This window comes from Acinetobacter sp. NIPH 284 (genome assembly GCF_000369425.1).
Classification (GTDB): domain Bacteria; phylum Pseudomonadota; class Gammaproteobacteria; order Pseudomonadales; family Moraxellaceae; genus Acinetobacter.
Map to the genome: position 1 here is coordinate 206,831 of NZ_KB850010.1, position 23,746 is coordinate 230,576.

The 23,746-nt window shown below is 37.9% G+C and carries 17 protein-coding genes and 2 pseudogenes; 10 read left to right on the forward strand and 9 right to left on the reverse strand.

Translation table 11 applies throughout. The features are described from left to right. The first annotated feature begins 41 nt into the window (after positions 1 to 41). Positions 42 to 428: a DUF3144 domain-containing protein gene (locus F908_RS04085; RefSeq protein ID WP_005157976.1), complete on the forward strand. Its 387-nt coding sequence runs from the start codon at positions 42 to 44 to the stop codon at positions 426 to 428. Between the two features lie 48 nt (positions 429 to 476). Here F908_RS04085 and F908_RS04090 read toward each other — a convergent pair whose 3' ends face one another. From F908_RS04090 to icd, 3 genes are all read right to left on the reverse strand, one after another. After that, positions 477 to 3,245, reverse strand: a complete 2,769-nt coding sequence (locus tag F908_RS04090; protein ID WP_005157980.1) for a M16 family metallopeptidase — start codon at positions 3,243 to 3,245, stop codon at positions 477 to 479. A gap of 143 nt (positions 3,246 to 3,388) precedes the next feature. Beyond that, positions 3,389 to 4,207, reverse strand: coding sequence for a PhzF family phenazine biosynthesis protein (locus F908_RS04095; RefSeq protein WP_005157983.1), 819 nt, complete (start codon positions 4,205 to 4,207; stop codon positions 3,389 to 3,391). Between the two features lie 221 nt (positions 4,208 to 4,428). Next, a complete protein-coding gene (gene icd / locus F908_RS04100) occupies positions 4,429 to 5,685 on the reverse strand; it encodes an NADP-dependent isocitrate dehydrogenase (RefSeq protein ID WP_005157986.1) in 1,257 nt (418 codons plus the stop codon). 192 nt (positions 5,686 to 5,877) lie between these two features. Between icd and F908_RS04105 the strand changes: the two genes are divergently transcribed. Further along, positions 5,878 to 6,681 (forward strand): pseudouridine synthase, encoded by an 804-nt coding sequence (locus tag F908_RS04105; RefSeq protein WP_005157989.1) that lies wholly within the window; start codon positions 5,878 to 5,880, stop codon positions 6,679 to 6,681. Between the two features lie 62 nt (positions 6,682 to 6,743). Here F908_RS04105 and F908_RS04110 read toward each other — a convergent pair whose 3' ends face one another. Next, positions 6,744 to 7,484 carry a hypothetical protein gene (locus F908_RS04110; RefSeq protein ID WP_005157992.1) on the reverse strand — a complete coding sequence of 247 codons (741 nt, stop codon included), beginning with the start codon at positions 7,482 to 7,484 and terminating at the stop codon, positions 6,744 to 6,746. Positions 7,485 to 7,647: 163 nt separating this feature from the next. Next, the gene (locus F908_RS04115) at positions 7,648 to 9,879 is read right to left on the reverse strand and encodes an NADP-dependent isocitrate dehydrogenase (protein WP_005157995.1); all 2,232 of its coding nucleotides are present in this window, start codon (positions 9,877 to 9,879) and stop codon (positions 7,648 to 7,650) included. Positions 9,880 to 10,367: 488 nt separating this feature from the next. Between F908_RS04115 and uraH the strand changes: the two genes are divergently transcribed. Next, positions 10,368 to 10,766: a hydroxyisourate hydrolase gene (uraH, locus tag F908_RS04120; protein WP_005158000.1), complete on the forward strand. Its 399-nt coding sequence runs from the start codon at positions 10,368 to 10,370 to the stop codon at positions 10,764 to 10,766. A gap of 114 nt (positions 10,767 to 10,880) precedes the next feature. Here uraH and F908_RS04125 read toward each other — a convergent pair whose 3' ends face one another. Then, positions 10,881 to 12,584, reverse strand: coding sequence for a M61 family metallopeptidase (locus F908_RS04125; protein WP_005158001.1), 1,704 nt, complete (start codon positions 12,582 to 12,584; stop codon positions 10,881 to 10,883). A gap of 170 nt (positions 12,585 to 12,754) precedes the next feature. Between F908_RS04125 and F908_RS04130 the strand changes: the two genes are divergently transcribed. The 4 genes and pseudogenes from F908_RS04130 to F908_RS04145 form a co-directional block, all read left to right on the forward strand. After that, positions 12,755 to 14,074, forward strand: coding sequence for a D-alanyl-D-alanine carboxypeptidase PBP6B (locus F908_RS04130; RefSeq protein WP_005158002.1), 1,320 nt, complete (start codon positions 12,755 to 12,757; stop codon positions 14,072 to 14,074). A 94-nt stretch (positions 14,075 to 14,168) separates the two neighbouring features. Further along, positions 14,169 to 15,455: an NAD(P)/FAD-dependent oxidoreductase gene (locus tag F908_RS04135; RefSeq protein ID WP_005158005.1), complete on the forward strand. Its 1,287-nt coding sequence runs from the start codon at positions 14,169 to 14,171 to the stop codon at positions 15,453 to 15,455. Between the two features lie 125 nt (positions 15,456 to 15,580). Then, complete coding sequence (locus F908_RS04140) at positions 15,581 to 16,063, forward strand: FKBP-type peptidyl-prolyl cis-trans isomerase (protein ID WP_004663295.1); 483 nt, start codon at positions 15,581 to 15,583, stop codon at positions 16,061 to 16,063. 119 nt (positions 16,064 to 16,182) lie between these two features. Beyond that, positions 16,183 to 17,430 (forward strand): annotated as a pseudogene (locus F908_RS04145) (cryptochrome/photolyase family protein); the annotation flags it as partial. Positions 17,431 to 17,444: 14 nt separating this feature from the next. Here F908_RS04145 and F908_RS04150 read toward each other — a convergent pair. Further along, a complete protein-coding gene (locus tag F908_RS04150) occupies positions 17,445 to 18,473 on the reverse strand; it encodes an IS701 family transposase (RefSeq protein WP_081399852.1) in 1,029 nt (342 codons plus the stop codon). Between the two features lie 36 nt (positions 18,474 to 18,509). Between F908_RS04150 and F908_RS04155 the strand changes: the two are divergent. The 3 genes and pseudogenes from F908_RS04155 to F908_RS04165 form a co-directional block, all read left to right on the forward strand. Then, a pseudogene (locus tag F908_RS04155) lies at positions 18,510 to 18,731 on the forward strand (FAD-binding domain-containing protein); the annotation flags it as partial. 198 nt (positions 18,732 to 18,929) lie between these two features. Further along, the gene (locus tag F908_RS04160; protein ID WP_005158017.1) at positions 18,930 to 19,631 is read left to right on the forward strand and encodes a VIT1/CCC1 transporter family protein; all 702 of its coding nucleotides are present in this window, start codon (positions 18,930 to 18,932) and stop codon (positions 19,629 to 19,631) included. A 118-nt stretch (positions 19,632 to 19,749) separates the two neighbouring features. Beyond that, positions 19,750 to 20,793: an NAD(P)H-dependent flavin oxidoreductase gene (locus F908_RS04165; protein WP_005158021.1), complete on the forward strand. Its 1,044-nt coding sequence runs from the start codon at positions 19,750 to 19,752 to the stop codon at positions 20,791 to 20,793. A gap of 43 nt (positions 20,794 to 20,836) precedes the next feature. Here F908_RS04165 and ppk1 read toward each other — a convergent pair whose 3' ends face one another. Beyond that, positions 20,837 to 22,915, reverse strand: coding sequence for a polyphosphate kinase 1 (gene ppk1, locus F908_RS04170; protein WP_005158024.1), 2,079 nt, complete (start codon positions 22,913 to 22,915; stop codon positions 20,837 to 20,839). 112 nt (positions 22,916 to 23,027) lie between these two features. Beyond that, entirely contained in the window at positions 23,028 to 23,702 is a 675-nt protein-coding gene (gene mtgA, locus F908_RS04175) for a monofunctional biosynthetic peptidoglycan transglycosylase (protein WP_004663315.1), read from the reverse strand. Positions 23,703 to 23,746: the final 44 nt, after the last annotated feature.

A 23,746-nucleotide genomic window follows, 5' to 3' on the forward strand; every position in this document is an offset into this window, starting at 1 on the left:
TTGTCTATAATATCGTGTCTTATTTGTTGTTGGGAAAAATCATGTCTCAAAAAATTAATGCCACTGATGTGACAGAAGAAGAAGCTTTAAATGCGATATTTTTTGAGCGAGCAGATGAATTTATCAAACAAGCCAATGAGTTTTGTCGCCCACCAAAAGGACAGCAACCCAAACCAGAAGAGTTACGTGGACAAGTCAGCGCTGCCATGTTATTTGCAACAGCTCGCTTTAATACGTGGGTTGCAGCAAATAATTTTAAAGATGGCAATGAAATGCGTGATGCCAAAGAACAGGTGATGTCTTATTTATTGCAACAGTTTCAAATGATGCTTGAAGACAACTTTGACGAATATTGTGAGCAGTTTGAAAATTACTTACGATTCCGTAAAAATGAAGATTTTCATACGCATAAACACGATCACGAATAATCTAAACGTAAAAAGAAAGCCACCTAAGGGTGGCTTTCTTTTGGTCTGTTATTTTAAGTCTTGGGCTTTACCATATTGGTCAGCCATCACTTCCACAAACTGATCCAATTTGATGTATTTTTTAATTACAGCATCTACATCTGCCTTACTCAACTTTGCAAGTGCTTGATCTCGTTCAGCACGATCCATCAAGGTTTTATTTCGCTCTAATTGACCCGTAAGCATACTATGAATATTTCTTTCATCTTCTAATGAAGTCACACGCTTCTTCATAATATCGGCTTTAGCTGCTTCAACCTCTTGTTCAGTCACACCTTTGCTTAGCAAATCAGTTAATACTTTATGAACAGATTGAGAAACTTGATCAGAACGACCAGCTGTATAATTCGCAGTAATACTAATTGATCCACTATCGGTATCAGAATCTAGATCAAGATTACTGCCAAATCCATAAACAAGCGCATTTTTCTCACGTAATTCCTGCGCCAAACGAGAAGACAACTGCGAGTTACCCATAATATGACTAAGGATAATGAGTGCGGGAGCATCTTGATGATAAGCACCTACTGGAATCGTTAGAATACTTTGATAGCTACCAAACTCACGTTGCTCGGATAGTGCATGGACTTTTTCAGCTTTGAAAGCAACATAAGGAGAAGTAATTTTTTGGTACGGCTGTTTCGTTTTCCACTGTCCAAATGCTTTCTGTAGCATGCCTTGCATTTTTTTCGGATCGAAATCACCTGTCACAGCAATTTGACCATGATCTGTCACAAAGAATTGATCATAGAATTGCTTCACCTGTGCTTGCGTAGCCGCATTTAACTGCTGCTTCGCAAACTCTGGTTCAAAGTGATAACGCAAATCACCTGGTTGATAGGTTTCGAGTAATCTTGCCAAAGTCATAGATGCGACCACAGCAGGTTCAGTATAAGGTCGATCTAATGCAGATAAACTCTGATTTTTTGCTAGATCAAATTCCGATTGTGCAAATTTAGGTTGCTTCATCACATCGACAATAAAGTTTAAAAAATCTTCAAACTTATCTTTTTTTGCCTGAATCCCAATTGTTAAACCATTACCATTTGAAGTGATAGATGCTCCACCACTTGCTGCAATCGCTTTATCTGTAATTTCTTGCAGTGTATGTTTTTCAGAACCACGCAACATCAAATAACTGGTTAAATCTAAGGTCACTCCTTTACCAAACAGTGATTTTTCTGTACCAAAATCTAAGCTAATCGTGGCATAGGTTTTGTCATCACGTGTTGTGGTTGGGAATAAAGCATAGCGAATACCATTCTTTAATTCACCACGTTGAATTTTTTGCTCATTTTTTCGCAATTGCTGCGCAGACTGTGCAACAAATTGAGTGACTTCTTGTTGATAAATGGCAACATCTTTCAAAGGTTCAGGCTTTTCGGCACTTTGGTCTAAGGTTTTAGGTTTATCTTGTGTCTTGAGTGTCATCGCTTTCTTTTGATCTTCAGGCGTAGGCTGAATATCTCCCGAAATACGATGCGATGATACTAAAAACTGTTTTAATGTTTGATTGGCATCATTTAATTTTAAATCTTGAATGGCTTGTAAATCTTTGAAGTACTGATCCCATTGTCCGTGTGAAGACACTGCATAATCACTAAGGCGAGAACCCAAAGCAACGGCATCATTTGCAATCGTATCAGCGGTATTTAGAGTAATAGTTTTGATACGTTGTAATTCTGCGTCGGTAAATGATTGACTATTCTCAACACCATCAATCAACGCATCATCAACTTTCTTTGCATCATGATTCGGCGCATACACCGCACCCATAAACACCATATTAAAATCTTGGTCCAACCATGTCGTTGATTGAACAGCTGTACTCACTCCTGTTTCTACCATACTCTTATACAACGTACCACTAGGTTGCATGGTATAAAGTGCTGGTGCAAGTGCTAATGCTGGTTGTAGTTGCGTATTTTTTCCATTCATATAAATGTGGAATTTAGCAAGATCACTACCCTTTTGCACCGTGAATTTTCGCTGCTCAATCTTACTAGAATCTAAGACTGGAACTTGAACAGGTGCAGGTACAGTACGTGCAGGAATCGGACTAAAATATTGATCAATTTTATTTAATACTTCTGATTTATCAAATTTTCCAGAAATGACCATCACAGCATTATTTGGTGCATACCATGTTCTATAAAACTGATTTAGTTCATTCATTTTTATAGACTTCAATTCAGGCAAATCACCAATCGGCAATCGACCTAAATATTGATTGCCATAAGCCGCTTTCCACATCTGATCCATCAATACTGCAAACGGTTGATCCATACGAATTTCACGTTCACGTTTTACGATTTCGATTTCAGATGGAACAAATTTTTCTTGTAGCACTAATCTATCCATACGCTCAGACTCAAGGTATAGAATTTCATTCAGTGCATTTTTTTCAGGACGAACAATATTTAAATATTTAGTTGAGTAATAATCGGTACTGGCATTGGTCATTAAAGTGAATTGGTCCAAACGACGCTGGAACTCCTCACCTTTTACATTTTGTGTGCCTTTAAATGCCAAATGTTCGAGCAAATGAGCAAGACCACTTTTCCCTTTAGGATCGTTAAGAGAGCCTGTTAAATATACTGTATTTACATAGACTTTATTTTCTTTATCATTTGGTGCAAGAATAACTCTGAAACCATTATCTAATTTGTATTCTTCAATATTTTTTTCACTTTTTACGAGTACTGTCTGAGACCAAGACGTTGCACTCAACCCGATCAAACAAAGTGAGAGAGTAAGCTGCTTAAACCGCATTAACATAGATTATCCGAGTTTTTTGGTGATTTAAATAAAAACAACAAGCTATACTAGATAATGGTTTAAATTTTTAATAGTTATGTTTTGAAAAAAGCTGTGTATTTAAACAGCTTTTTTCTATGTTTTTATAGCGGTTTAGTTAAAATTTAGATCGTCAGTTCAGCTTGCATATACAGTTTTGCATAACCTGAAATTTCAATACGATCCTCAGACTCAATAACACACTCTAAAACCCCACCTCGAACTGATGCCTGATATGCGATAAGCTGAGTTTGATCAAGTTTTTCAGCCCATAAGGGCGCAATTGCGGTATGAATCGAACCCGTAACAGGATCTTCATTAATCCCAATCGCAGGAGCAAAATAGCGAGATACACAATCAAACTGACCTTCACCTCTTGCTGTAATAGCAACATCAGGTTGAGATGCAGTAATTGCGGTACGTAATGCGCCTAATTGCTTTAATTTTTCAAAATCAGGTTGCTCGTTTAATACATCAGCGACTGTTTCATATTCAACAATATACGCCTGACCATTCAGATAAACTGCTTTAAATGGCTTGGTTAAACCATCGCGAAGTTCCTGAGGATATTCAGATACAAGTTTAGCTTTTCGAATAGGGAAATTCATTTTAATCTTGCCGTCTGCTGCTTGGCTAACGACAAAAATTCCCAACTCACGCACATGAAATTGAATGGTTTTTATTCTTGTAAAATCTTTAAATAATACGAATGCACTTGCCAGTGTCGCATGTCCACAAAAAGCGACCTCATCAGTTGGCGAAAACCAACGAATTTCATAATTTGTCTCATCAATCTTTTTAACAAAAGCCGTTTCAGAAAGATTATTCTCTAATGCAATATTTTGCATGAGATACTCATCCAACCATTCATCTAAGACAATGACTGCTGCTGGATTGCCTTTAAATAATACTTGGGTAAAAGCATCAACTTGATACATTTTCATAGCAACAGACTCTAAATATTTTTCAACTATTTTGAACTTTTAGCCGATAAAACATAGATACAGATTTATCTAAATTTACGATACAGTGCATATTTATACGTTTAAAAATCATGTGAAATACACTATGAAAGAACGATATTAACAAACAATATAATAGAACTAAAAAAATGCCGACAAAAAAGGGCGTTACTTAAACACCCTTCTCTTTAGCTCAGCTTTGTTTAATCTTCCATGTGTTGAATAATGGCTTGACCAAATTCAGAACAGCGCAATAGGGTTGCATTCGGCATTAATCGTTCAAAGTCATACGTTACTGTTTTCGCTTCAATTGCACCAGAAACACCTTTGATAATCAAATCAGCAGCTTCGCCCCATCCCATATCACGTAACATCATTTCAGCAGAAAGAATAATTGAACCAGGATTAACCTTATCCTGCCCCGCATACTTTGGTGCTGTTCCATGTGTTGCCTCGTAAACTGCTATCGCACCGCCAATATTGGCGCCCGGTGCAATGCCAATTCCCCCAACTTCTGCTGCCAGCGCATCAGAAATATAGTCACCATTCAAATTAAGCGTCGCAATAACAGAATAGTCTGCTGGACGCATTAAGATTTGCTGTAAGAATGCATCGGCAATCACATCTTTAATAATGATGTCTTTACCATTTTTAGGATTCTTGATTTTAACCCACGGCCCACCATCAAGTAGTTCACCACCAAAGCGCTCTATTGCGAGTTCATAGCCCCACTCTTTGAATGCACCTTCGGTGTATTTCATGATGTTACCTTTGTGGACCAACGTCACAGAAGGTTTATCATTATCTATCGCAAACTGAATAGCTTTACGTACTAAACGTTGTGTCCCTTCTTTAGAAACAGGTTTGATCCCAATTCCACAGCCTTCATCAAAACGGATTTTTGTTACGCCCATTTCTTCTTTTAGAAATTTAATCACTTTTTTAGCTTCTTCTGAATCTGCTTTCCACTCAATCCCTGCATAAATATCTTCTGAGTTTTCGCGGAAAATCACCATATCCGTAAGTTCAGGATGTTGAACAGGTGAAGGAACCCCCTCAAACCAACGGACTGGCCGCACGCAAACATATAAATCAAGCTCTTGACGCAAAGCAACGTTCAGTGAACGAATACCACCACCCACAGGTGTGGTTAAAGGGCCTTTAATCGAAACAATAAATTCTCGTAAAGCTTCGAAGGTTTCTTCAGGCATATAAGTGCCATAAATTTTATCTGCTTTTTCACCGCAATAGACTTCCATCCATTCGATCGAACGTTTGCCACCGTAAGCTTTTAACACCGCAGCATCTACTACTGCTTTCATAGCTGGTGTAATATCCACACCAATACCATCACCTTCAATAAAAGGGATGATTGGATGATTTGGAACATTCAGTGACAGGTCTGCGTTTACTGTGATTTTGTCACCATCGGCAGGAACCACGATCTTCTGATAACCCATTTTGCAGGTTCTCCCTCATGTATTTAGCGATTATCACTATGCCTTCTATGGCATACTTTCGTTTTTATTGCATGAAACAGTTTAGTTCAAAACAGGTTTTTTTGAGATTTATACGGGAAATAACAACATTTTCCCATTAAATAGAAACCTTTATTGTTATGATGCCGCCCATAGCCAAAGCAGTATACTCATATGAAAATAGTTGTATTCAACAAACCTTTCGACGTTTTGTCACAGTTCCGTGAGGATGAAGCACACCTTACACTTTCTCACTTTATTCATGATCCAGATTTACGTCTGGCAGGCAGACTTGATCTTGACTCAGAAGGACTTATGTTCCTTACGGATCATGGTGGTCTGAATCAATACATTACAAATCCTGCAAATAAAAAATTTAAAACCTACCTTGCTCAAGTCGATGGTGATGTAACTGAGGAGGCATTAGAGCAATTGCGTAAAGGCGTTGAACTCGCTGATGGCATGACGTTACCTGCTAATGCAGTGAAAGTAGATGCGCCAGAATGGTTATGGGACCGAGATCCACCTGTACGCTATCGCGCTAACATCCCAACAAGTTGGATTGAGCTACAAATTTGTGAAGGTCGTAATCGCCAAGTACGTCGTATGACAGCGGCGGTTGGCTTTCCAACTTTACGCTTAATTCGCACTAAAATTGGTGCAATTGATTTGGTTCGTTTAGGTTTACAACCAGGTGAGCAAACTGAAATCGAGCCTTTGCTTTATCCTGATTTTAAAGATTTACCTGAAGATCAACCGTATCGTTCTCGCTCGTATGTTAAAAAACCAGGCGGCACGGGCGGTAAACCCATGCACCAGAAGAAGAAAGAAGGTGATAAAAAAGATCCGAACAAGAAAAAGTCAGGTACAAAGCGTATTTGGCAAATGGATGAAAGTGAGAAACCACGTCGTAAGACCAATGGTACAACTCGTCCAAATACTAAAGCACCTCGTGGGCGTAGCCGTAATGGTCGTTAAAGTTTAGATACTTATAAAAGCCCATGAAGATGGGCTTTTTTTAATTAATGCATTTTTATTTTTTACAAATCAACGTTCTTCAAAAAGAGATTTACACCATAAAATGGATGGTTGGTTTGATATACATGGATAAGTAATTCATATTTTACTGAACGCCCATTTTTACATTCATAAAAGAAATCTAATGAATCTTCCAACTCTTTTTTTTGATTTAATTGATCTAATTGAAATTGCGCTAATTCAAATCTAATTTCTTCAGATGTAGATGCTTTTACGTTACTAATTTTTTCAAAAATCTCATTAGTCTTCGGGTGAGTTATTCTCAAATTAAAAGCATCTCCTCCCAAATTGTCTAAAGTATAATTGATCACAACAAATACTACATTATGATTAATATCTATCTTAGGATCTGTGCTGCTGCCATATACAGGAGAATTTACTTTAGATTGAGAAATAATAAATCTTGGTTCGAGCGTCCTATGCTGTTCATCAAGTTGTTGTCGTTGAAGTTGAACTAATTCAACTTGCTGTTTTATCCCTTGTCTCATCTCATCAATCTGAAGTTGAAGTGCTCTTTCTTGTTGCTCTAAAGCTTTGGTATTTTGCTCTAATTGTTTGCCCTGCTGCATATACCCTAAAATCAACCAAAAGAAAGCAACTGGTGCAAAAACACCAGCTAAGAAATCTCCAAACTCATTCAAAGACTTCGGATGCTCTAAGCCAGTAAAAAGATAAATACATACAATAATTGCAATGCAAATTACTGTAACAACAATCCCAATAGTTAAACTTCTCTTATTCATACACCCTCAAGAAATTAATTCTAAATTGATGTTTTATTTAAATTTAAATAGATCATTAAAAAACAATCAAATTTAAAAATATCTTATTTATCAAATAAAAAACCGATGCTTTCGCATCGGTATTTTTACATTACCAACAGGTTTGTTAGTTCTGCATTAAAACTTAAATCGTTTCAAGCGTAGCATTAAACGTTGAACTTGGACGCATTACTGCATTTACTTTTACTGGATCCACAGCGTAGTAACCACCAATATCAGCTGCTTTACCCTGTACTTCACTTAATTCAGCAAGAATTTTTTGTTCATTTTCAACCAAGGCTTTTGCAAGAGGAGCAAACTTCGCTTTCAATTCAGCATCTTCGTTTTGAGCAGCAAGCGCTTCAGCCCAATACATTGCTAAATAGAAGTGGCTACCGCGGTTATCTAGCTCACCCGTACGACGAGATGGAGACTTATCGTTATCTAACAATTTACCCGTTGCTTGATCAAGAGTTTCTGCAAGTAACTTCGCACGTGCATTATCTTCTTTAAGACCAAGCTCTTCTAAAGATACTGCAAGCGCAAGGAACTCACCAAGCGAATCCCAACGTAAGTGGTTTTCTTCAACTAACTGCTGAACATGCTTCGGCGCTGAACCACCTGCACCTGTTTCATACATACCACCGCCCGCCATTAACGGAACGATTGATAACATTTTCGCTGAAGTACCCAATTCCATGATCGGGAACAAGTCAGTTAAATAATCACGTAAGATGTTACCAGTCACAGAGATTGTGTCTAAACCACGTGCTACACGTTCAAGCGTATAACGCATTGCACGCACTTGTGACATGATTTGGATATCAAGACCCTCTGTATCATGTTCTTCTAGATACTTTTCAACTTTCTTGATCAACTCATTTTCGTGTGGACGATATGGGTCAAGCCAGAAAATCGCAGGCATACCAGAGTTACGAGCACGACTTACCGCAAGTTTTACCCAGTCACGAATTGGTGCATCTTTCACCTGACACATACGCCAGATATCGCCTTCTTCTACATTCTGAGACATCAACACTTCACCAGTGTCTAAATCGGTAATGTTCGCAATACCCGCTTCAGGAATTTCAAAAGTTTTGTCGTGTGAACCGTATTCTTCAGCTTTTTGCGCCATCAAACCAACGTTCGGTACAGTACCCATCGTACGTGGGTCAAAGTTACCATTCCACTTACAGAAATTGATCATTTCTTGGTAGATACGTGCAAAAGTTGATTCAGGCATAACAGCTTTACAATCGTAAGGTTTACCATCGGCACCCCACATTTTACCACCACCACGAATCATTGCCGGCATAGATGCATCTACAATCACGTCGTTTGGAGAATGGAAGTTATCAATCCCTTTCGCTGAATCAACCATGGCTAATGCTGGGCGATGTTCTTGGCAAGCATGTAAATCTTCAATGATTTCTTCACGGAGTGAAGTTGGTAAAGTTGCGATCTTTTCATAAAGACCTGCCATACCATTATTGACATTAATACCTAACTGATCAAATAACTTACTGTGTTTTTCAAAAGCATCCTTATAGTAAATTTTCACACAGTGACCGAAAACGATCGGGTGTGAAACTTTCATCATGGTCGCTTTTACGTGTAATGAAAATAAAATACCAGCTTCACGGCAGTCATCAAGTTGCTTCTCATAGAAGTCACACAATGCTTTTTTGCTCATGAACATTGAGTCGATCACTTCACCATCTTGAAGCGCAACTTTAGACTTGAGAACGATTGTCTCACCGTTCTTCGTGATTAACTCCATCTTCACATTACGTGCACGATCAAGTGTCATTGATTTCTCGCCATGGTAGAAGTCACCTTCTTCCATATGAGAAACGTGCGTTTGTGACCACTGTTTCCACTCACTCATTGAATGAGGATGCTTTTTCGCATAATTTTTTACAGCAGCAGGCGCACGACGATCTGAGTTACCTTCACGTAATACAGGGTTTACAGCAGAACCAAGACATTTACCGTAACGTGTCTTAAGTTCTTTCTCTTCATCCGTTGTTGGATTTTCTGGATAATCAGGAATTGCATATCCTTTAGACTGCAATTCTTTGATACATGCTGTTAACTGAGCAACTGAAGCACTGATATTTGGCAGTTTAATGATATTTGTATCTGGATCTTGAGTAAGGCGACCAAGCTCAGCAAGGTTATTGCTTACCTTCTGCTCATCGCTTAAGTATTCCGAAAATTCCGCAAGCACACGTGCTGCAACAGAAATGTCACTCTTGACAATTTCTATGCCAGCTGGCTTAGTAAAGGTCTCAATGATCGGCAGTAGCGAATAGGTCGCCAACAATGGCGCCTCATCAGTCAGTGTATAAATGATTTTTGACTTTCCACCAGCCATATATAGCCCCTTGTGTTTGGTTGAGTTTTTCATGAACGAGCTTTTGGCCCAGTCCATTAAAACCGGTTTGCTTGATTAAGGTCTGAGAGTATCAGTCCTCAACGTATCTCAGTCAACGCAATATCTTGTGATATTGACATTTCGCTACGAAATAATGGTATAAAGCTTACGCTTTGTGACCAAGGAACCGGTTAGCTTAAATAAAACTTGAGAGTATCTGCGTTGATTACTTCTCAGTCAATGTAATATATCGTGATATTGACATTTCGCTACGAAATACCAATGCTTGAGTACTTTCGTACGATTAAACCCTACATTTTTTAAAATTTTATTTGCCGATTCATTTCTGCCAAATATTTTATAAAATGCTTAACCATAATAAATTGTTTAAGTCCGTACGAATATTCGACTCAAGTTTCATTTACACTTTTTAAACCTATATTTTGAACAAATGATTAAAATCATTTTTTATTTTTAGGATTGGTCAGATGTTAAAAGTTTTGATTCCTTGCGTAGCCATTTCTGTTTCATCTTTTAGCTTTGCGCAAAACCCTTTAAGTGTACATGTGCTTAACTTAGAAAATGGACTTCCTTCAGCGGGTGTAAAAGTTATTTTAGAAAAACAAGAAAATAACCAATGGAAAGAGCTTAACCAAAGTACAACCAATCAGCAAGGTCGGATCACAGCGTTATATCCTGAAGATGCTGCCCTTCAAAAAGGTATTTACAAAGTTACTTTTAAAACAGGTGAATGGTTCCAAAACAATAAACAAAGCTCATTTTTCCCAGAAGTTCCTGTAATTTTCTCTGTGGATCGCAATCTTGAACATTATCATATTCCACTTTTGATAAGTCCTTATGGATACTCAACTTATCGTGGTAACTAATTATTTTCAGAAAATCTTAATTAAAATTTTGATATACAAATGAGGGAAACTGAATCTGTTCCCTCATTCACACAAGGATTTATGCTAACGGTGCGTACCACGCTATCAATTGCATCAACCTTTCAACCAAACCTCTAATTTGGTTTGATCCTCAACTTTTAACTCAACCGAATTCAGAGGATTCTCTCCAGCATGAAGTTCAAACTGTAGGAGCTCATCGCGACGGAATGCATAAACTATAAATGAGCCTTTTTGTTTTGCATACTTCGCCAACAACTTTTCTGATGCTTTGATACCATCAATCGCAATAATGACATCGTTAGCAGACAAACCTGCTTGTGCAGCAGCACTATCACGGCGAACATTTTGCACGATGACACCGTCAGCTTTATCTAGCACTTTTAAGCCAAAAGGTAATGCTTTGTTATTTTTAACGATATAGCTCAAACCAAACTCTGGGAATAGTTGATCCAATGGCAATTCATCAGTGGTATTGATCAAATGATTAATTTGTTCAATCCAGTTATCCCCAGTCAATTCATTACACAATTCAAAAATCGTGCGTTCATTGACCTGAATGCCCTTTTGGGTATTTTCATACAAACGGCGCATCAAGGCATCTAAGTTTGAACCACGTAAACGCAAGCCCAAGTCTAAGCAAAGCGCAACTAAGCTACCTTTGTTGTAATAACTTGTTCCTGCATTATTTGAGTTTTCATCCTGACGATAGAATTTAATCCATGCATCAAAACTCGATTCTGACACAGACTGAATAAAGCGTCCTGGATTTTGCAAATAACGCTCAATCTGTGCTTTAAGTAAATCCAGATAGGATTTTTGAGAAATAACGCCGCTGCGTAATAAAATTAAATCATCATAATAAGAAGTAAAGCCTTCAAAAATCCACAATAAGCTCGTATATCCTTCTTTATGTAGATCATAATTCGTAAAGTTTTCAGGACGGATAAATTTAACTAACCATGAATGAAAGTATTCATGGCTACATAAGCCTAAGAAACGCTGATAATCTTTAGACGGTTCTTCAGCTTCATCTACTTTCGGCAAATCATCACGTGGTGTGATCAAACTGGTGCTATTACAATGCTCTAGACCGCCATAACTATTGCCCGTTGCCATAGTCATAAAGGTATAGTTTTGAAACGGTGCAGAACCGAACATCTTAATTTCAGTCTGACAGATTTGCTGAATATCAGTTTGTAACCGCTCTAGATTTGTATTGTGTTTACCTGAAATCACAAACTCATGCGGAATACCATTTGCTTCAAAGCTAAAACGGCTTTGCTCTGCCAACTCAAATGGACTATCAATCAACTGATCGTAGTTATCTGCCTTTAAAGTATAGCGTCCTTTCACCAAACTCTTAGCAGTTAAACCTGTTGCAATTTGAAAATGTTTTAATTCATGCGGCAAGAAAATTTCAACTTCACATGGTGATTGTTCTTGATCGATTAAACCTAAACAAACACAAGCAGGGTTTACATATAGGCGAGTTTGATCAACATAAGCGCCTCGTACCGACAAATCATAAGCGTAGACATCATATTCAACCGTAATCAATTCATGATCTGTATTGAATAATTGCCAACGGTTCTTTTCCGTTTTCTTAATACTAAGTAACCGCCCTGCTTCATCAGATGCTTTTACTGATTCAATATGTTTTGAAAACTCTCGAATCAAATAACTGCCAGGAATCCATGTCGGTAACCAAAGTTCTTGGTTCGGATTAGCAAGGAAACGAAGTGTGACATGAATAAGATGTTGGCGATAATCGTCAAACTCAATTTGATAGTGCAACATAGTTTTAGATCATAAAAATAGGAACAGTTTCACACAGCTTAGCATTTTTTTACAAAGTCATGCGTAGATGTCTTAATTGTTGGCAAAAGTTGCTGGATTCTGTAACAAAAAAGTCATAGCATGCTTTTTTCGCTTTACATGCCATTGGATCGGCTGCACTAGGTGTTCTCTTGAAATTTCTCCTCTCGCTCTTTACGTTGTTTAGTCTGTTATGTGCCAATTTAGTACATGCCAATTTACTTAATATCGCTCCTGAAACGGTTGAAGCGCAAGCTTGGTCGATCGTAGATGCTCAATCAGGTCAAATCATTGCTGAACATAATAGTCATGTTCAACGTTCGCCTGCATCGCTCACCAAAATGATGGTGGCTTATATTGCTTTGAAAGAAATCGAAGCAGGTAAATTACGTAAGGAAGAGGTATTAACCGCAACACCTGTGGTGAGCACGGTCATGTGGGATGAATCCCAAATGTATTTAAAAGCTGGTGAACAAATTTCTGTTGATCAACTTTTAGCAGGATTGATTGTCATGTCTGCCAATGATGCAGCAGTTACGCTTGCTGAAAAAATTTCAGGTGGTGTTCCACAGTTCGTTGCACGAATGAATAAAGAAGCCCAAGCCTTAGGAATGAAAGATACCCATTTTAGTAATCCTGCGGGTATCACCATGACAGATCATTACTCAACTTCAGCAGATTTGAGTTTATTAGCAAAAGCGATCGTAAAAGAGACACCTGAATATTTACATTATTCAAAAATGCCAAGTTTTAGCTATAACCAACGTTTCCACCGTGCAACAAATCTTGCATTAAAAATGGATCCAACAGCAGATGGTTTAAAAACAGGTTATACCAAGGCGGCAGGTTACAACTTGGCTTTAACCGCTGAGCGCCCTACTCTAAATCCACATGTCGATAAGCGTCGTTTGATTGTAGTGGTACTTGGAACACCAAGTGCGGTAAAACGGGCTGAAGTCGCGCATAAATTAATGAATTTAGCGTATACATACACACGCGATGAAGAAGTGATTCCAAAACAAAAGCTAATTGCTGAACTTCCTGTCATCAAATCAACTTTAAAAATTTTCAAAGTTGAAACTCAACAACCCACTATCGTAACAACATCTTTATACGATCAAGCGACACCAATTGATTTAAATAGTTTTGATTTACTCACACAACGTATACAGATGCTTGATACAAACCAGCAAATCAAAACGATTGAACCACTTGAAACGACAAAAACACACGTCAATATCAAACTCAATGAACAGCATTTAACAGCACCTTTGACGCAAGTCATGAATTTGGCCACAGTGACGGTTTATCAAAATAATCAGTTAATTCGTAGCCTACAAATTGAAAATAACGTGGAAATTGAGGAAGCGAATATTTTTCAAAAAATTATGATTTGGTTTGCAAACTTATTCTCGTTTTTTTCAACAAATGATGTCAAAGCTGCCAAAATTTATCCTTTAAATCAAGGATAAAAAAACCTACTATTTTTATCAAGATTAACCATACAATGTTGAAAAAAGGATGGCATAATCCAACCATCCTTTCACAAAAATAATTAGGTTAATCATGAGCAAAACCTTACATCATATCGTGATTGTGGGTGGTGGCGCAGGTGGTTTAGAGCTTGCAACACAATTAGGTGAACGTTTTGGCAGGAAAAAGAAAGCCAAAATTACCCTAATCGACCAAAATCTCACGCATATATGGAAGCCTCTCCTACACGAAATTGCCGCTGGCTCACTAAATCCTCACGAAGAACAAACCAATTATTTTGCTCACGCAGAAAAACATGATTTTGAGTTCATCCTTGGAACCTTAATCAACGTAAATAAAGATCAAAAACAAATTACGATTTCACCTCCTCAACTTTCTAAAGAACATACTCCTGTTATTCAGAGTCTTAGCTACGACACACTGATATTAGCTGTTGGTTCAGTTTCAAATGACTTCGGAACCGAAGGTGTACGTGAAAATTGTCATTTCTTAGATAGTCGCAAACAAGCCGATATTTTCCAACAGGACTTATTCCATCTTTATATTGAAGCGCAAAACCAAGCAACTGAACGTGCCTTGAATATTGGTATCGTGGGTGCGGGTGCAACGGGTGTTGAATTAGCGGCTGAACTGATTGAAACCACGAAGAATTTTTATCGTTATGGGTTAAAGAAAATTAATCCAAAGCAAGTTAAAATTACTTTGATCGAAGCCTCAGATCGTATCTTGCCCGCACTTAATGAAAAAACAGCTGTACATAGTGCGAAACAATTACAAAAAATGGGCATCGATATTCTGACGGAACATCAAGTGCAAAAAGTCGATGAATCAAATGTCTATTTTAGCAACGGCCATGTTTTGCATTCAGACATTACCGTATGGGCGGCAGGTGTCAAAGCGCCCAAAGTTTTAGAATCATTTACAGATTTTAAACGCGATAAAATTAATCGTTTAATGGTCTATGCGACATTACAAACGTATTCAGATCCAAATGTATTTGCCTTTGGAGATTGTGCAAATTGTCAGCTTGATGCACGTCAACCTCCATTAGGACCACGTGCACAGGTCGCAAGCCAACAAGCGACATTCTTGGTAGATGCGATGGCCGCTCGTTTATCTAGTTCACCTCAACCTATGTTTAATTTCAGTGATAAAGGCTCTTTGGTTTCATTAAGCCGTAATCAGGCTGTTGGAGAATTACTCGGTGATGTAAGCGTACAAGGTTTTATTGCCAAAACAATGTATGTGTCTTTGTATCGATTACATCAAGCCAATATTCATGGTTATACCCAAGCAGGAATGCTCACCATGAAAGATTTTCTGACCCGCCGTGTACGTCCAAAAATTAAGCTTTATTGAGTTGAAATTTAAAATTTCACTCCCATTTATAACTAAATCGTTTCAAAAAGTGGAAAATAGTCAACAAAAGCTATTTTTCACTTTATGATATACAGTTAAAACTATTGATGACATGGATTCAAAACATGACTGCTATTGCAAATAACCACGTGGTTTCATTCCACTACACTTTAACAAACGCTGAGGGTGAAACACTTGATCAATCTCAAGGTGAACCACTTGCATATTTGCACGGCGCGGGCAACATCATTCCTGGTTTAGAAAATGCACTTCTTGGTAAAACAGTAGGCGAAAAATTTACTGTAACTGTTCCAGCTGCTGAAGGTTACGGCGAATATAACCCAGACCTCGTACAAGAAGTTCCAGCTCAAATGTTCCAAGGTGTAGACAATATCCAAGCGGGTATGCAATTCCAAGCTCAAACTGATGATGGCGTTCAAATCGTAACTGTTAAAGCAGTTGAAGGCGAAAACGTTATTGTTGATGCAAACTTCCCTCTTGCTGGTCAAGACTTAACTTTCGAAGTTGAAATCGTAGAAATCCGTGATGCTAGTCAAGAAGAATTAGATCACGGTCATGTTCACGGTGCAGGTGGTCACCACCACTAATTCATTTTTTGAATTAGATAAAAAAGCAAAGCTTCGGCTTTGCTTTTTCTTCACATAGACATAGATAAAATCATAATTATATTTAATTTCTTTCTAATAAATGTAATGGTTGTTAGCTTATGTCTCATGTCTATCAATTGATTTGGTTTCGTCAAGATTTAAGAATCCATGATCATGCTGCTTTATGGCGTGCGACTCAAACAGGTGCATGTATCGCAATCGTTCTATTATCGCCTGAACAATGGCAACGCCATGACGATGCGCCGATTAAAATTGAATTTTATCTGCGTCAATTACAAGAACTAAAAAAACAACTGGATAGCCTGAATATCCCATTAATCGTTCAAACCATTCCTTTATGGAACGATATTCCCCAATTCTTTATTCGCTTATTAGAACATATTAGTTTTCAAACTATTTATGCGAATATTGAAGTCGGTGTTCATGAACTTCAACGTGATGCAAATGTTCAAAAGCTTTTAAATCAGCATCAAAAAGAACTCGTGCTGTTACATGATCGAACTCTGTTTCCTTTTGCATCTATCCGTAATCAATCGAACCTGCCCTACCAAGTTTTTGGCGCATTTAAAAAAGCATGCTACCAACGTTTACAACATGCTTTACCTCAATGCTATCCGATGCCCAATATTCAACAACCGATTGAATTAGATTTATCTGCTTTAGCTCAAACAGATATTCATCAATTACAAGTCGAATATGCAGAGAAAATAAAACCACCAATGACTACTCTTTGGAATGTCGGTGAGTCACACGCACATAATTTATTGGATCATTTCATCGATCAAAATCTAACGGACTACAAAATATCTCGTGATCTGCCTTCAATATCAGGCACAAGCCAGCTTTCTACCTATTTAAATATTGGCATACTTTCCATTCGACAATGTATCCAAGCATTGTTTCGACAACAGCACGGGGATTTTGTTATTCAATCTGAAGGTCAACAAACGTGGCTAGATGAACTGTTATGGCGTGAATTTTATCAACATATTTTGTTTGATTTTCCACAAGTCTCTAGACATTTACCCTTCAAAGCAGCAACCCAAAATATCAATTGGCGCAATGATCCAGTTAATCTAGAAAAATGGCAACAAGGGCAAACAGGTATTCCAATTGTAGATGCTGGCATGCGTCAGCTACTCGCAACAGGTTGGATGCATAATCGAGTTCGTATGATTTGCGCTATGTTTTTAACTAAAAATCTATTGATTGATTGGCGCATTGGCGAACAATGGTTTATGCAACATTTAATCGATGGTGACTTAGCGGCAAATAATGGTGGATGGCAATGGTGTGCATCTACAGGCACAGATGCTGCCCCTTATTTCCGAGTATTTAATCCAATAGGACTTACGCACTATTATTTATAGATTCTCTGTGGTAGGAGATGATTTTTATCGAGAATAAAGTCATCAATGAAGTCTTTGATGATTGGTCTAAATAATTTCTTCTGCCAACGATATACATTTTCAAAGATCCGCTCAAACTGGTTCTTTTGTATCTCGACGTAGGCCATCAAGGCTGCAAAAATATGATTCAAAATCAGTTTAGATCGTCTTACTTGAAACTTTTCAATATGACAAACCTGTTTAATCACTCGGTGATATTGCTCTATTTTCCAATGACTTGAATGTAATTCATGAAAACCCTCAAAGGACAATAAATCATCTTCATCTTGATGCACAATATAAAACCTCTGCTGTTCTTTTAACTGAGTCTTAAATAATTGTACAAAGCCAAAATCTTTGAGCCAGACCACTTGACCCTGATGAAAATCTGGCAATAAACGCAGTTGAAACCATTGTCCTTTTTCTGGGGAAACCTTACGGTTACAGTCGATACCAAACATAAATCGAATACCATATTTTCTTATGGTTTTTAGATTTCCAGTCGATGAATACCAACTATCACCTGTAATAAATTGAATCTTTGCACCCCAACTAAGTACTTCACTTAACATATCCATAAAGTAATCATTCTTGGTTTTACCCTCAGATTTGTCATAAATTCGGAAATTAATTGGAATATTTTGACCATTCTGATCTGTCGCATACAGGGTAATGAGATTAATCCCCTTGACGGATCGGTGGTGTTTGCCTGACCAAAAATAGCTAACCAAGTCCATATGTTGACTATATGGTTTATCTAAAACAGTATCATCAATACTGACTATAAGTTTATTATTATCAATATGTTGAATTGCTTCTTGATATAGGTCGTGAGGTGTGTAGTCTTCACGCTCCAGAAAGCGATTTACACTATCATGCGAGATATTATAAGTCTCGGCAAGTTGTGTGCAGCTAATAGAGTTCGGTTCTGTCATGAGAAAGCCCATATAAATGGGTAATGTACAAGTTGCTGTAGAAGCATGTTTAGTTCGTCTGATCACAGATACTTTATAAACTATTTTAATACTTTTTTGAATCCGTCAATGCGTAAGTCCTATCCAATTAGTCAATCACAAAAATTTGATTCAAATGGAGACTATATTCGTAAATGGGTACCAGAACTCGCGCATTTAGATGCGCAAATCATACATGAACCTTATGCAAAAGATGTATCAAAAAATCTCAATTATCCAAAACCAATTGTTGATCTTAAAACTAGCCGAGCACGCGCAATCGAAGCTTTCAAATCATATTTATAGCCTTCACCAAGGCTATAAATTTGCTGAGTAATCATTTTTTAATCGCAGAAATAAACAGTTCATCAAACCAACAACATAAAACAATCAAAAACCAGATTAATATGGTGTTAAGTTAATCAGAAAAGAATTCGTTAAAATAAAAATGATTCATCTATTTGCCCCTATAATTACGTTTACATATATAAAAAGAGAGCCATTATGTCTTTGTCATACCATCAAGAACTTCATGTCATACAACGCTCAGGATGGCTGCGTGCTGCCGTGCTTGGCGCAAATGATGGCATTATTTCTGTCACAAGTTTAATTATGGGGATGGCAGCCAGTGGTGCGAGTTCGCAAACACTCTTGGTCACCTGTATTGCTGGACTGATCTCAGGTGCAACCTCGATGGCGGCTGGAGAGTATATTTCGGTAAAATCTCAAGAAGATATTGAAAAATCAGACTTAAAATTTGAAGCAACTGAACTTGAAAACAATCCGTATGCAGAATTGAAAGAACTGACTGAAATTTATATTTCGAGAGGTCTAAAACCTGAATTGGCACATGAAGTTGCCACACAACTCACAGAACATGATGCACTTGGGGCACATGCCCGTGATGAAATTGGCATACATGAAAATACTGCTGCGAATCCGATTCAAGCAGCGCTCTCTTCTGCTGCTTCCTTTTCATGTGGTGCTGTACTTCCTATGCTTGCCATTTTACTCAGCCCAAGTTCATGGGTCGCTCGCTCAGTTTTAATTACAGGTATCGTCTCACTCGCATTATTGGGAGCGTTATCCAGTTATTTTGCTCGAACATCAATGCTAAAAGGTAGTCTACGTATTACCTTATGGGGCATTTTAGCCATGGCATTTTCGAGTTGGGTCGGCTCATTGTTCCATGTGACTGGCATTTAATTTCTGTGTGACTCGGTATTTTAAAAGATTAATATTCAATAATTAAATACTGATTATTATTTGCAGGGCTTTTTGTTTTTACGTTATGGTGATAGAAAAGCTAAAGAGTATATAAATCATGTCAATTTTAGAATTATTAGAAATAAAACATCCTATTTTCCTTGCTCCAATGGCTGGTGTATCAACACCAGAACTTGCTGCTGAAGTTTCTAATCAAGGTGCTTTAGGTTCTTTGGGACTTGGGGCAAATTCAGCAGAGACAGCAAAACAACAAATTATTAAAACTCAAGAACTGACTGACCACCCTTTTCAAGTTAATTTTTTCTGCCATCAATCAGAACAACTCGATCCAGAAGTTGCTCAACAGTGGATTAATTATATTCGTCCTGAATTTGAAAAATTCGGAGCAGAACCTCCGACTGAATTGGATTGTATCTACCCAAGCTTTTTAGATAATGATGATTTCCTGAACGTTGTACTTGAAACTCGCCCCAAAGCTGTGAGTTTTCATTTTGGAATTCCACATCCTCATCAAATTGAAGCCTTAAAACAAGCTGGAATTATCACCATGGTTTCTGCAACCAATCTCATCGAGGCTCAGGCAATCGAAGCGGCGGGTATTGATATTATTATTGCTCAAGGCATTGAAGCTGGAGGACACCGAGGCATTTTTAATCAAACTTTTGATGCAGCCATTAAAACCAGTGATCTTGTGCAACTGATCTCAACACATTGTAAATTACCTGTCGTAGCTGCTGGCGGTATTATGAATGGTGATCAAGCAAAATCGATGTTGAAATTAGGTGCTGCTGCTGTTCAATTGGGTACGGCATTTGTGCAATGTAAAAGTTCGAATGCGAATGCAGCCTATCGAAAAGCTTTATTCAGTAAATCTATTACACAAATCAGTTCAAGCTTATCAGGTCGTCCAGCACGTGGTTTAGTGGGGACTTGGCACACATTGATTGACTCACCAAATCGACCTCAAACGCCAGCATATCCTTATACTTATGATCTAGCTAAACAACTCATGAGTATTGCAAATACCCACCGAGATTTTAGTTATAGTGCATTTTGGGCAGGGAGCAATGTGGCACAAATTAGAGAGTTGGAAGCTGCAGATTTAGTCAATCAGTTGGTCTTAGAAATTAAAACCAACTAATCCATATCTACAAAAAACCGACCCTAAGGTCGGTTTTTTAGATTTATTTAATCGCATCAAGTAATTTGTGTTGCGCGTTGTGCGGTTCCTCACCCTGAGCGGGTTTAGCGCGATCCCAGACACCATCACCTTGTAATAACCAAGCTTGCTGATTGTCTTTTAAGTAATTCATTAAACCTAATTGATAAATACGCTTTTTCAGTGCAGAATCTTCAATCGGGAAACATGCTTCTACACGATTAAATAAATTACGATCCATCCAATCTGCACTTGAACAATAAATACGAGGATTACCATTATTACTAAAATAATAAACTCGTGTATGTTCCAAGAATCTTCCCACAATTGAGCGAACACGAATATTCTCTGACAAGTTCGGGAGACCCGGACGTAAGCAACAAATTGAACGAATAATTAAGTCAATTTGTACGCCTGCTTGCGATGCTTCATATAACTTATTGATCAGTTGGACTTCGGTTAACGCATTCACTTTTACAATAATCTGCGCCGATTTACCCTCTTTGGCATTCGCAATTTCTTCATCAATATAGTTGATTAGTTGAGCATGTAATGTAAATGGTGCATGCAATAACTTTTTCGGTTTTGCCATTTTCCCCATGCCCGTAAGCTCTTGGAAAATCCGATGTACATCTTCACACAAATCTTTATCTGTAGTCATTAGACCATAATCGGTGTAAATACGTGCATTCGTGGCATGGTAGTTCCCTGTACCCAAATGTACATAACGTACTAATTTATTATTCTCACGGCGTACCACTAAAATCATTTTGGCATGTGTTTTATAACCAACGATGCCATAAACAACTACAGCACCCGCTTCTTGCAATACATTTGCAACTTCAATATTTGATTCTTCATCAAAACGAGCACGTAACTCAATCACAGCAGTGACTTCTTTACCATTGCGTGCCGCTTCGGCAAGAACTTGAACAATTTCTGAGTCTGCACCACTACGATAAAGTGTTTGTTTAATTGCCAAAACTTGCGGATCACGTGCTGCTTCACGCAATAATTGAATTACAGGCGCAAATGATTCAAATGGATGATGCAATAAAATATCTTGCTTTTGCATCGCGGCAAAAATACTTTCAGTCTTCTTGAATACTTTTGGAACCACTGGCGTATGCGAGTCATAGCGTAAATGTGGACGTTTAAAATTAGAAAGTAATCGAGCCAAATTTACAGGACCGTCTACGCGATAAAGCTGTTCTTCTTCTAAATCAAATTCATCCAACAAATATTCATAAATATGCTTTGGACAATTATGCGTAACTTCTAAACGAACGGCACGTCCAAAACGACGTGAACTTAACTCACCTTTTAAAGCTTTTGCTAAATCTTCAACATCTTCATTTAAGGCTAAATCGGCATTACGTGTCACACGGAATTGATAACAACCTGTTGCCGTCATACCTGGGAATAGATCTGAAACATGTTCATGGATAATCGCAGATAACATGACATGATGCTCTTTACCATCTGTAAGCTCATCGGGTAAACGAACCACACGAGGTAAAGAGCGAGGCGCGGGCACTACAGCAAGATCAATCTGACGACCAAAAGCATCTTTACCTTCCAGCGTGACAATAAAGTTCAAACTTTTATTGACTAAACGTGGAAATGGATGTGCTGGATCAAGACTAATCGGTGTTAAAACAGGCGCAACTTGTTCTTGGAAGTATTTTTTAATCCATGCAGATTGTGCTGGGGTCAATTCGCCACGACGTAAGAAGCAAATATCTTCCTCACGCAATTTTGGTAAAATTTGTTCATTTAAAATACGATATTGTCGTTCAATCGCAGCATGTGCTGTTTTAGAAATTTGATCGAGCACTTGCTTAGGGGTCAAACCATCTGGTGTACGACTTTCATTGCCTAAAGTTAATTGCTCCATCATTCCTGCAACACGAATTTCAAAAAATTCATCTAAATTTCTTGAAAAAATAAGCAGGAAATTCATTCTTTCTAATAATGGGTGGAGAGGATCAACTGCTTGCTCAAGTACGCGTAAATGAAAATCGAGAATAGAAAGTTCACGATTTATATATCGATCATTATAAGTATATTCTGTTGGCGTTGTTGTCGTCACTGCAGTATTCATACTGAACCTTGTCGCTTTATCATTCATCAAAACACGGTTTAAGTATGCTGCAAAATTATGTCAATTTGGTAAAAAAGCCCAAAAATATTGAGCTTTTTTTTATTTATCTGAATTATTGTGGAATTTGTGTACTATTCATATACCTTAAAATCACACGCTTACGAAACTGTAACTTATGATCATTGCGATGGTCTTGATAATACTTAGGATTTGGTAGTAAAGCAGCTAAAAAAGCAGCTTGCTCACGTGTTAAACTTTTCGAGCTCTTACCATAATAAAATTGTGCAGCAGCTTCAACACCATAGATATTTTGACCAAACTCGACCGAATTCATATAAACCTCTAAAATTCGACGTTTTGACCACATACGTTCCATCATCCATGTAGCAACAGCTTCCTGCCCCTTACGAATAAATGAACGCTGATTATAAAGGAATAAGTTTTTTGCTAGCTGTTGAGAAATCGTAGAACCGCCTGCAACGACTTCCCCTTTTTCATTATTACGCTCTAATGCAAACTGAATCCCAGCCCAATCGAAACCATGATGATGAATAAATTTGGCATCTTCCGCAGCCAAAATTGCATGCTTAAAGTTATCACTAATATCATCATAATCACGCCAGTCTTGTTGAATTGGCTTAAAGTCAGTCAGGTAATCCCAACGCATAAACATCGTTGTTTCAACAGGCTGCGTTCTCCACCACACCAAGCTACTAAAAATCCAAAGCTGAATGAGAAGAATGATACCGATAATCAACATTACTGCACGTGCTAAAAAGGCTTTCATTAAAGCGCATCACTCCTTGGGCAACAAATTCATGCTAAGCTATT

Excerpts from the sequence above, each read along its gene's own strand:
- F908_RS04085 (WP_005157976.1), top strand. The coding sequence starts at position 42 with ATGTCTCAAAAAATTAATGCCACTGATGTGACAGAAGAAGAAGCTTTA.
- F908_RS04090 (WP_005157980.1), bottom strand. The coding sequence starts at position 3,245 with ATGTTAATGCGGTTTAAGCAGCTTACTCTCTCACTTTGTTTGATCGGG.
- F908_RS04095 (WP_005157983.1), bottom strand. The coding sequence starts at position 4,207 with ATGAAAATGTATCAAGTTGATGCTTTTACCCAAGTATTATTTAAAGGC.
- icd (WP_005157986.1), bottom strand. The coding sequence starts at position 5,685 with ATGGGTTATCAGAAGATCGTGGTTCCTGCCGATGGTGACAAAATCACA.
- F908_RS04105 (WP_005157989.1), top strand. The coding sequence starts at position 5,878 with ATGAAAATAGTTGTATTCAACAAACCTTTCGACGTTTTGTCACAGTTC.
- F908_RS04110 (WP_005157992.1), bottom strand. The coding sequence starts at position 7,484 with ATGAATAAGAGAAGTTTAACTATTGGGATTGTTGTTACAGTAATTTGC.
- F908_RS04115 (WP_005157995.1), bottom strand. The coding sequence starts at position 9,879 with ATGGCTGGTGGAAAGTCAAAAATCATTTATACACTGACTGATGAGGCG.
- uraH (WP_005158000.1), top strand. The coding sequence starts at position 10,368 with ATGTTAAAAGTTTTGATTCCTTGCGTAGCCATTTCTGTTTCATCTTTT.
- F908_RS04125 (WP_005158001.1), bottom strand. The coding sequence starts at position 12,584 with ATGTTGCACTATCAAATTGAGTTTGACGATTATCGCCAACATCTTATT.
- F908_RS04135 (WP_005158005.1), top strand. The coding sequence starts at position 14,169 with ATGAGCAAAACCTTACATCATATCGTGATTGTGGGTGGTGGCGCAGGT.
- F908_RS04140 (WP_004663295.1), top strand. The coding sequence starts at position 15,581 with ATGACTGCTATTGCAAATAACCACGTGGTTTCATTCCACTACACTTTA.
- F908_RS04160 (WP_005158017.1), top strand. The coding sequence starts at position 18,930 with ATGTCTTTGTCATACCATCAAGAACTTCATGTCATACAACGCTCAGGA.
- F908_RS04165 (WP_005158021.1), top strand. The coding sequence starts at position 19,750 with ATGTCAATTTTAGAATTATTAGAAATAAAACATCCTATTTTCCTTGCT.
- ppk1 (WP_005158024.1), bottom strand. The coding sequence starts at position 22,915 with ATGAATACTGCAGTGACGACAACAACGCCAACAGAATATACTTATAAT.
- mtgA (WP_004663315.1), bottom strand. The coding sequence starts at position 23,702 with ATGAAAGCCTTTTTAGCACGTGCAGTAATGTTGATTATCGGTATCATT.